General features: G+C 70.5%; 8 protein-coding genes. 5 read left to right on the plus strand and 3 right to left on the minus strand.

Annotated elements, in window-relative coordinates; translation table 11 throughout:
- Nucleotides 1-178 precede the first annotated feature (178 nt).
- The 3 genes from AB0M93_RS35750 to metG all read right to left on the minus strand — a co-directional run bounded on the left by AB0M93_RS35750 (nucleotide 179) and on the right by metG (nucleotide 4,534).
- A complete protein-coding gene (locus tag AB0M93_RS35750) occupies nucleotides 179-1,603 on the minus strand; it encodes a transglycosylase family protein (protein WP_364282202.1) in 1,425 nt (474 codons plus the stop codon).
- A 288-nt stretch (nucleotides 1,604-1,891) separates the two neighbouring features.
- A complete protein-coding gene (locus AB0M93_RS35755) occupies nucleotides 1,892-2,728 on the minus strand; it encodes a TatD family hydrolase (RefSeq protein WP_364282205.1) in 837 nt (278 codons plus the stop codon).
- 9 nt (nucleotides 2,729-2,737) lie between these two features.
- On the minus strand, nucleotides 2,738-4,534 hold the full coding sequence (metG, locus tag AB0M93_RS35760; protein ID WP_364282207.1) for a methionine--tRNA ligase: 1,797 nt from the start codon (nucleotides 4,532-4,534) through the stop codon (nucleotides 2,738-2,740).
- Between the two features lie 53 nt (nucleotides 4,535-4,587).
- Here metG and AB0M93_RS35765 point away from each other — a divergent pair, with 53 nt between their 5' ends.
- The 5 genes from AB0M93_RS35765 to AB0M93_RS35785 all read left to right on the plus strand — a co-directional run.
- Complete coding sequence (locus AB0M93_RS35765; protein ID WP_364282210.1) at nucleotides 4,588-5,187, plus strand: PadR family transcriptional regulator; 600 nt, start codon at nucleotides 4,588-4,590, stop codon at nucleotides 5,185-5,187.
- A gap of 81 nt (nucleotides 5,188-5,268) precedes the next feature.
- Nucleotides 5,269-6,246 carry an ATP-binding cassette domain-containing protein gene (locus AB0M93_RS35770; protein ID WP_364282213.1) on the plus strand — a complete coding sequence of 326 codons (978 nt, stop codon included), beginning with the start codon at nucleotides 5,269-5,271 and terminating at the stop codon, nucleotides 6,244-6,246.
- A complete protein-coding gene (locus AB0M93_RS35775; protein ID WP_364282215.1) occupies nucleotides 6,236-7,000 on the plus strand; it encodes an ABC transporter permease in 765 nt (254 codons plus the stop codon). Before AB0M93_RS35770 ends, AB0M93_RS35775 begins: the two co-directional genes overlap by 11 nt.
- 78 nt (nucleotides 7,001-7,078) lie before the next feature.
- Complete coding sequence (locus tag AB0M93_RS35780) at nucleotides 7,079-7,693, plus strand: GH25 family lysozyme (RefSeq protein ID WP_364282218.1); 615 nt, start codon at nucleotides 7,079-7,081, stop codon at nucleotides 7,691-7,693.
- A gap of 19 nt (nucleotides 7,694-7,712) precedes the next feature.
- On the plus strand, nucleotides 7,713-9,069 hold a 1,357-nt coding region (locus AB0M93_RS35785; protein ID WP_364282219.1), incomplete at its 3' end, for an aminodeoxychorismate synthase component I.

Consider the following 9,069-nt stretch of genomic DNA (forward strand, 5'->3'; position numbering starts at 1 on the left):
TATTTAAACCCCCCGTACACCCAACACCCGGTCCCCCCCCCGCGCCCGCGGGGTTCCTTGGTGTTGTGTGTTTAAGGGTTGGAACCAACCCGCCTTACCACTCACGACCGCTGCGGCAGACCTGCAAACGCGAAGCGGCCCCCGTCCGGGTGGGACGGGGGCCGTTCGGGAAGCGGGGTCAGGCCTTCTTGCCGCAGACCGGCCAGGCGCCGTAGCCGCCGCGGGCGTCGCGGACCTTCTCCGCGACCGCGATCTGCTGCTCACGGCTGGCCTGGCTCGGCAGCGGGGCGTACTGGGAGCCGCCGTAGGCGTTCCACGTCTGCTTGTCGAACTGGAGGCCGCCGTAGTAGCCGTTGCCGGTGTTGATGGCCCAGTTGCCGCCCGACTCGCACTGCGCGATGCGGTCCCACGCCGAGCCGTCGCCGATGTCCGGGGTCGGGGCCTTCTTCGTCCCGACGTGGATGATCTTCGGCTTCGGCTGGGTGATGACCTGCTCGGAGACGGTCTCCCGCCCGACCTCTTTGCCGTTCTTCTGCGTGACCTTGTAGGTCACCATCTTTTCGCCGGGCGTGCCCGGGTCCTCGACGCTGGTCTTGCCCTTTTCCAGGTCCGGGTCGTCGACGCGCTGCTCGGGCGGGTCGATGCTCTCCTTCTGGGTGACCGTCGAGACGCCGGTGCGGCTGATGTGCACCTCGGCGCCGTCGGTCAGCTTGACGTCCAGACCACCTTCGGCCTGGTCCTCCGGGCCCAGGGTGAGCTTGTACTCGCCCAGGAATTCCTTCGTCGTCACCGCAGTGGTCTTGACCTGCTTCGGCGCGTTGGCGCCGTCGTACAGGGTGATGTTCTTGAGGGTCTTGATCTCGACGGTCGCGCCCTGGAGCGGCAGCTCGCCGTCCTTCGGCATCGACATCCACGTGCCGGCCTTCTCGGCCTCGGTCATGCCGAGCTGGCTCAGCGCGTCGCCGAGGTGGGTCGCGCGGACCCAGGAGGTGCGCTCGGCGCCGTCGACGATCATCTTCAGCTGACGGCCGCGCTCGAGCTTGATGACCCCGCCGTCGCCGACCTCGGCCTGCGGGGACGGGGACAGCGAGTCGTGCTCGCCGACGGACAGGCCCGCGTCCTCGAGCACCTCGCCGACGGTGCCGCCGAACGAGTGCACGGTCTGCTGGTGGCCGTCGACGTCGACGGTGATGCTCTTGTTCATCGCCAGCGCGGCCGCGCCGCCGCCGGCGACGCTGATCATCACGCTGAGGACGGCGCCCTTGAGGAACCGGCGCTTCCAGACCTTGGTGGTCTGGCGGAGGCCCTCGTCCAGAGCCGCGCGACGCGCTTCGGGGGAAGCGGTGCGGTCCTCGTCGAGGCCGTCCGGGATGACGATCGGCGGCAGGTACGTCGTCTCGGCGTTGATGAGCCGGATCAGCTCGTCGACGTCGACGTCGATCTCGGCCATCATCGCGTCGGCATCGGGGCCGAGCGCGGCGAGGATGTCCTGCTGCGTGATGTTCGGGTCGTCGGAGAAGTCGAGCTGGCCGTACGCAGTGTTCTCGAAATCGCGCTCGAGGACGGCCGCGGAGCGCGCTCCAGCCTGTCTGCTACCTGTCACCGGGTCGTTCCCTTTCCCAAGACATCGTTCGGGGCGACGTCTTTACGTCTGGGCCCGCAGCCGGCGCCATCGTCACGGTTCCGGGCCGTACCGCTCCCGGTTCCGCTTCCCCGACGTGCACTGACGTGACTGTGGGCGTAACAGTCGGCAACTGCATGCGCAGTACCAACCGGCACGATCACGGGACAGTAACGGGTCGCGGCGGGTTGCGCAAACACCCCCCGGGGTGTCGTGATCTGGGTCACTACGTCAAGTGGCCGAGCCGGGAACCCTGTTGTCGCAATGCGTTCAACCCGATGTGACGCTGGGGAGTCGGTACACCCGCTCGGCGGTGGTCCGGACCGCTTCGGCGACTTCGTGGACAGCTTCGCCCCTGAGCGCCGCGAGGTGACGGACGGTGTAGGCGGCGCCGAACGGCTCGTTCGGCCGCCCACGGAACGGGTGGGGGGTCAGAAACGGCGCGTCGGTCTCGACGAGGTACTGCCCAGGGGGGCAGAGCCGGGCCGCCTCGTGGAGGCCTTTGGCGTTCTTGAACGTCACGGTGCCCGCGAAGGAAAGGACGAATCCCGCGTCGACGCACTTGCGGGCCATTTCCGCGTCCCCGGAAAAACAATGGAAGATTACGGCATTCGGCGCACCCTCTTCGGCCAGGATGCGCAGCACGTCGTCGTGGGCCTCGCGGTCGTGGATCATCAGCGGCTTGCCGACCCGCTTCGCGAGGTCGATGTGCCAGCGGAACGCCTCCTGCTGGGCGTCGTGCGGCGAGTAGTCCCAGTAGTAGTCGAGGCCGGTTTCGCCGACGGCGACCACGCGTTCGTGCGCCGCCAGCCGCTCCACCTCGGCCTTCTCGGCCTCGCCGAACTCCTTGGTCCGCGTCGGGTGGATCGCGACGGCGGCCCACACCCGGCGGTCCCAGGTGGTGGCTTCGGCGGCCCAGCGGGCCGACGCGAGGTCGTCCGCGACCGTGACGACGCGGGCGACGCCGGCGCGCTCGGCGCGGTCGACCATGGCCGTGACATCGGCCGCGGTGACCGCGCCGCACGCGTCGAGATGGGTGTGCGCGTCCACCACCGACACCGGGAGCCGGTCCGGGACCGGCGGCAGCTCGCGCTTCTGTTCACCCATGCGTACTTCTTACTCCTTGGTGATCGGCGCCCACTCCGGACCGGTCTCGCCGAGCGCCGGGTCGAGCTTGGTGAACAGCGGCGACGGCTTCTGCAGGGGCGTGCCGACCGCGATCGGCGTCGACTCCCACTTCGCCTGCTCGGCCGCGTAGTCGCCGGTGAGGATCGGGTTGACCCGGCCGTCGATGTCGAGGTCGTCGACCTCCTTGAGCTCCGGCTGGGCGGCCCAGACGCCGGTGCCGCCGAGGGCCTCGTGCACCTTCTGCGCCGAGTGCGGCAGGAACGGCGTCAGCAGCGTGTTCGCGTCCGACACCACCTGCAGCGCGGTGTGCAGCACGGTGTCGCGCCGCGCCAGGTCGTCCTTGAGCTTCCACGGCTCCTGGTCGGAGATGTACTTGTTCGCCGCGGTGACGACCTTCATCGCCTCGGCCGCCGCCAGCTTGAACCGGGACCGGGCCAGGTGCGCGCCCGCGGTGTCGAACGCCTTGCGGGACAACGCCTTCAGGTCCTCGTCGGCCGCCGTCGGGGCCTCCGGGCGCGGGATGGCGCCGACGTTCTTGTGCGCCATCGAGATGGACCGGTTGACCAGGTTGCCCCACTCGTTGGCCAGCTCGAAGTTGGTCCGGCGGACGAACTCGTCCCAGGTGAAGTCGGTGTCCTGGGTCTCCGGGCCGGCGACCGAGATGAAGTACCGCAGCGTGTCCGGGCCGAAGTCGCGCAGGAAGTCCTCGACGTAGATCACGCGCCCGCGCGAGGTCGAGAACTTCGAGCCGCTCATGGTGAGGAACTCGGACGAGACGATCTCGTCGGGCAGGTGCAGCTTCCCGTACTTGCCCGGCTCGCCACCGCGATCACCCTCGCCGTTGTGCCCGAACAGCAGGGCGGGCCAGATCTGGGCGTGGAAGGTGATGTTGTCCTTGCCCATGAAGTAGTACGACCGCGCGTCGGCGTTGTTCCACCACTCCTGCCACGCGTCCGGGTTGCCGGAGCGCCGCGCCCACTCGACGCTGGCCGAGAAGTACCCGATCACCGCGTCGAACCAGACGTAGAACCGCTTCAGCGGCTGGTCGCGCCAGCCGTCGAGCGGGATCTTGACGCCCCAGTCGAGGTCACGGGTGATCGGCCGCGGCCGCATGTCGTCGATCAGGTTCTTGGTGAAGTTGAGGACGTTCGGGCGCCAGTCGGTCTTGGTCGACAGCCAGTCGCCGAGGGTCTTGGTGAACGCCGGCAGGTCGAGGAAGTAGTGCTCGGTCTCGACGAACTTCGGCGTCTCGCCGTTGATCCGCGACTTCGGGTTGATCAGCTCCGCGGCGTCGAGCTGGTTGCCGCAGTTGTCGCACTGGTCGCCGCGCGCGCCGTCGTACCCGCAGATCGGGCAGGTGCCCTCGACGTAGCGGTCGGGCAGCGTGCGGCCGGTGGACGGGCTGATCGCGCCGCGCGTGGTCTTGGGCACGACGTAGCCGTTGCGGTGCAGCGCCAGGAAGATCTGCTGCGTCACCTCGGCGTGGTTGCCGGTGGAGGTCCGCGTGAACAGGTCGTAGGACAGGCCGAGGCCCTGCAGGTCGTTGCCGATCTGGCGGGTGTACTTGTCCGCGGTCTCCTGCGGCGTCGAGTTCTCGTTGTCCGCCTGGACGGTGATCGGGGTGCCGTGTTCGTCGGTGCCGGACACCATGAGCACCCGGTTGCCGGCCATTCGCTGGTAGCGGGAGAAGACGTCGGACGGGACGCCGAATCCGGACACGTGGCCGATGTGGCGGGGGCCGTTGGCGTAGGGCCAGGCCACCGCGGTCAACACAGGGGTGCTCATACCTTATTAGCCTACGGAGGGCGTCACGCGCGTTTTCGAGAGGGAGGCCCCGGTTGTCGGCGACACGGTTGCTCGTGCTCGGGGTGGTCCGCATGTACGGCCGCGCGCACGGCTACCAGGTGCGGCGCGAGCTGCTGACCTGGTCGGCGGACAAGTGGGCCAACGTCCAGCCCGGCTCGATCTACCACGCGCTGAAGAAGATGACCGCCGAGGACCTGCTGGAGCAGGTCGACGTCGAGCCGGGCGAAGGCGGCCCGGACCGCGTCGCGTACCGGCTCACCGGCGAGGGCGAGCAGGAGTACCAGGTCCTGCTCTCGAAGGCGTTGTCCGATCCCCAGCTCAACCACCCCGACCTGTCGGCCGCGATCTCGCTGATGACCACGCTGCCCCGGGGGCGGGTGATCAACCTGCTCCGGCACCGGCTGGTGCACCTGGAGGCCGAGCAGCGGCAGGCCGACCTGATGCTCGAAGAGCTGAAGGTCAACATGGGGCTGGGCACCCCGGAGCACGTGGGCGAGCTGTACCGGCTGTGGGGCGGGATCACGAACGCGAGCCTGACCTGGCTGCAGGGGCTGATCGAGCGGCTCGAAGCGGGCGATTACGTGATGGCCGGCGAGGCGGGCGAGCCGTTCGGCGAACCACCCGCCCGCTAATCAAGTTTGACTAGCGTTACCCCTCTCGGGCACAGTGTGCGCCTCAGCTAGTCAAGATTGACTACCCGGAGAGGGGTTTCCATGATCACGGCACGCGGTCTCGAGCGGCGGTTCCGCCGCAAGGGCCGCACCGGTGGCGAAGTCCACGCGGTGAAGGGCGTCGACCTCGACGTCGAAGCGGGCGAGCTGGTCGGCTTCCTCGGGCCCAACGGCGCCGGGAAGACGACCACCCTGCGCATGCTGACCACGCTGCTGAAGCCCACCGCGGGCACCGCGACCGTCGGCGGCCGCGACCTGCTGTCCGACCCGCTGGGCGTGCGCAAGCGGATCGGGTACGTCGCCCAGGGCGGCGGCACCGCACCCGAGAGCAAGGTCGCCGACGAGCTGGAGCTGCAGGGCAGGCTCTACCGGATGAGCAAGGCCGACGCGATCGCGCGCGGCGCCGAACTCGCCGAACAGCTCGACCTGACCGGGCTGGACCAGCGGCTGACCAAGACGCTCTCGGGCGGCCAGCGGCGGCGGCTCGACATCGCGCTCGGGCTGATCCACTCGCCCGGCCTGGTGTTCCTCGACGAGCCCTCCACCGGCCTCGACCCGCAGAGCCGCGCCAACCTGTGGGAGCACATCCGCCGGCTGCGCGCCGAGCGCGGTGTCACGGTGTTCCTCACGACCCACTACCTCGACGAAGCCGACGCGCTGGCGGACCGGCTGATCGTGATCGACGACGGCCGGATCGTCGCCGAGGGCACGCCGGACGCGCTGAAGGCGCGGGTCAACGGCGACCGCGTCGAGGTCGGCGTCGAGCCCGGGCAAGCCGGCGACGCCGCAGAGATCGCCGGGCGGCTCGCGGGTGCCCAGGAGCTGTCCCTCACCGACGGCGAAGTCCGGTTCCGCGTCCCGCGCGGCGACGTCGCGCTGCCGGAGCTGCTGCGCGCGCTGGACGCGAAGAACATCCCGATGCTGTCGGTCCAGGTGCACCGGCCGACGCTCGACGACGTTTTCCTGACCCTGACCGGCCGCTCGCTGCGGGAAGCGGAGGAGGGCACCCGTGCTGCGTGACACCTGGCTGATCTTCCGCCGCGAAATGACGGCGGCGCTGCGCAACCCGACCTGGGTGCTGATCGGGATCATGCAGCCGCTGCTGTACCTGTTCCTGTTCGGGCCACTGATGGTCCGGGCCGTGCAGGCCCAGGGGATGTCCGAAGTGGACGGCTGGATGCTGCTCACCCCGGCGCTGATCGCCCAGCTGGCGCTGTTCGGCAGCTCCTTCGTCGGCTTCGGGCTGCTGGCCGAGTACCGCGCCGGCGTCGTCGAGCGGTTCCGGGTGACGCCGGTCAGCCGGGCGGCGCTGCTGCTGGGCAAGGTGCTGGCCGGCGCGGTGCAGGCGGTGGTCCAGGCACTGCTGATCATCGCGCTGGCGTACCTGGCCTTCGACCTCGACGCGCCGGTCGGCGGGGTCCTGCTGAGCCTGGTCATCGTGTTCCTGCTGGCGGTGTCGCTGGCGTCGTGCTCGTACGCGCTGGCGTTGACCCTGAAGAGCGAGGAGACGTTCCCCGCCCTGCTCAACGCGGTGCTCATCCCGCTGCTGCTGCTCTCCGGGATCCTGCTGCCGATCACCGCCGGGCAGGCGCCGGCGTGGCTGTACCGGATCTCGCAGATCAACCCGTTCCGGCACGTGGTCGACGTCGAGCGGAGCACCTTCCGCGGCGACTTCACGATGGACGCCCTGTTCACGGGCAGTGTCGTGGTGCTGGTGATGGCTGTGGTGTCCGTGTGGTGGGGAACACGGACCTTCCAGAAGGAAAACGCCTGATCAACCAGGCGTGTGTCACTGCGGGTCCGCCTCCGGCGACGTATGGTGTGCTCTCCACCGACGCGCCGGGGGCGGACCGTGACAGAGCCGGAGAGTGAACTCGGCATTTCGCTGTCGCACCGCGAGCGCGTGACCGACTGGCAGGCCGTGCGCGCCGCGCAGACCCGGTTCGTGTCGGTGACGATCAGCGAGAACGTCAACTGGAGCAACCCCGCCGCGGAACGCAACCTGGCCGGGGCGCAGGAGGCCGGGCTGCACGCCGGCGGACGGCACTACGCGCGGCCCGGCGCGGTGCACGACCAGGCGGACTTCTTCGTGCGGACGGCCAGCAAGCTCGGCGCGTTCGCGCCCGGCTCCCTGGCGCCGGCGCTCGAGGTGGCGGCGCCGAGCGTCGACGACCGGTTCGTCAAGGCGTGGATCAAGCACGTCCGGCACGCGGCGCGCATCGAGCGCGTCCTGGTCTACGCCGACCACGACTGCTGGCAGCACCGGCTGCACCCGGACCGGTGGGCCGACAGCGAGGTCGTGCTGTGGCTGATCCGGCACAACGGCATCCCGGGGCGCGCGGGCTGGTTCCACTCGCGGCTCGGGGTGCACCAGCACGCCTACACCCCGGCCGTCCCCGGCATCGCCGGGCCGGTGGAGCAGAACGCCGTCGTGTACCCGTTCACATTGGGTGACCTGCTGCTCTGACGTGTGGTGGTATGTCGCCATGCGCGTGACGAGCAGGCCACTCCGGACGGACGTCACGCCGTCGCACGCCTTTTCGGTGCTCGCCCAGCACGCCGCCGCCCGTGGCCTGCCGCCGCCCGCCATGCTTTCGGGTGACTGGTTTTCCGCCCGGGCGGTGATCGCGCCCTCGCTCGACGTGTCCCCCGTCGCGCCGGCCTTCCCGCCGCAGGTGGCGGCCGAGCCGGGCGTGGTCGGCGGCGGCTGGTTCGGCTATCTGTCGTACGACTCGGCGGACCCGTCGGGCCGGACCGGCGCGCTGCCGGCGTCGGCGTGGGGCTGGGCGGACCACGTGCTGCGCTGGTCCGCGTCCGGCACCTGCTACCTGGAGTCACTCGACGGCGGCGGCCCCTCGGTGTCCACAATGGAATCGCTGCTGGCTTCGGCGCCGGCGCGGGCTTCCTGGCGGGCCGGCCCGCTGCGGCGGCCGCTGCCCTCGGAGCACCGGGACGCGGTGAAGGCGTGCGTGCACGCGATCGAAGCGGGCGAACTGTTCCAGGCCAACATCTGCAGCCGGTTCACCGGCCCGTTCTCCGGCTCCCCCGCGGCGCTGTTCGCGGCCGGCGTCGACCGGCTGTCCCCGCGGCGCGCAGCGTTCCTGTCCGGCTCGTGGGGATCGGTGGTGTCGTTCTCGCCGGAACTGTTCCTGGCCCGGCACGGGCGCGCGGTGCGGTCGACGCCGATCAAGGGGACGCTGCCCCGCCGCGGTCCCGCCGACGACGGCAACGCCCGCCTGCTGCGTCAGTCCGCAAAGGACGTCGCGGAGAACGTGATGATCACCGACCTGGTGCGCAACGACCTCGGCCGGGTCTGCGAGGTGGGTTCGGTGACGGTGCCGTCCCTGCTGGAGGTCCGCCCGGCGCCCGGCGTCTGGCACCTGGACTCGACGGTGACCGGGGTGCTGCGCCCGTCGGTCTCGGACGCTTCGCTGCTGGCGGCGGCGTTCCCGCCGGGTTCGGTGACGGGCGCGCCGAAGATCCGCGCCTTGGACCTGATCGCGTCCCTGGAACCGTGCGGCCGCGGGGTGTACACGGGTGCGATCGGGCTGGTGTCGCCGGTGGCGGGGCTGGAGCTGAACGTCGCGATCCGGACGTTCGAGATCGCCGGCGGCACCATCGCCCTCGGGGTGGGGGGCGGGATCACGGCGGATTCGGACCCGGAGGCGGAGTGGCAGGAATGCCTGCACAAGGCGGCCCCCCTGGAACACCTCCTCGCCACCCCGTCGTGGGGGGGGTGTGGGGGGGGTGGGCGCCCGGGCCAACACCACCGCAGCTGGGACGGGGGGGGGAGGCGCGTGGCGCGGGGCGGGAGGGGGGGCCCGGCCGCCGGGGCCCGCCCGG

The organism is Amycolatopsis sp. NPDC051102, from assembly GCF_040682815.1.
Lineage (GTDB): Bacteria > Actinomycetota > Actinomycetes > Mycobacteriales > Pseudonocardiaceae > Amycolatopsis.

What these genes read in the sequence shown, in the direction of transcription:
- AB0M93_RS35755 (WP_364282205.1), bottom strand. Translation starts at nt 2,728, where the DNA reads ATGGGTGAACAGAAGCGCGAGCTGCCGCCGGTCCCGGACCGGCTCCCG.
- metG (WP_364282207.1), bottom strand. Translation starts at nt 4,534, where the DNA reads ATGAGCACCCCTGTGTTGACCGCGGTGGCCTGGCCCTACGCCAACGGC.
- AB0M93_RS35770 (WP_364282213.1), top strand. Translation starts at nt 5,269, where the DNA reads ATGATCACGGCACGCGGTCTCGAGCGGCGGTTCCGCCGCAAGGGCCGC.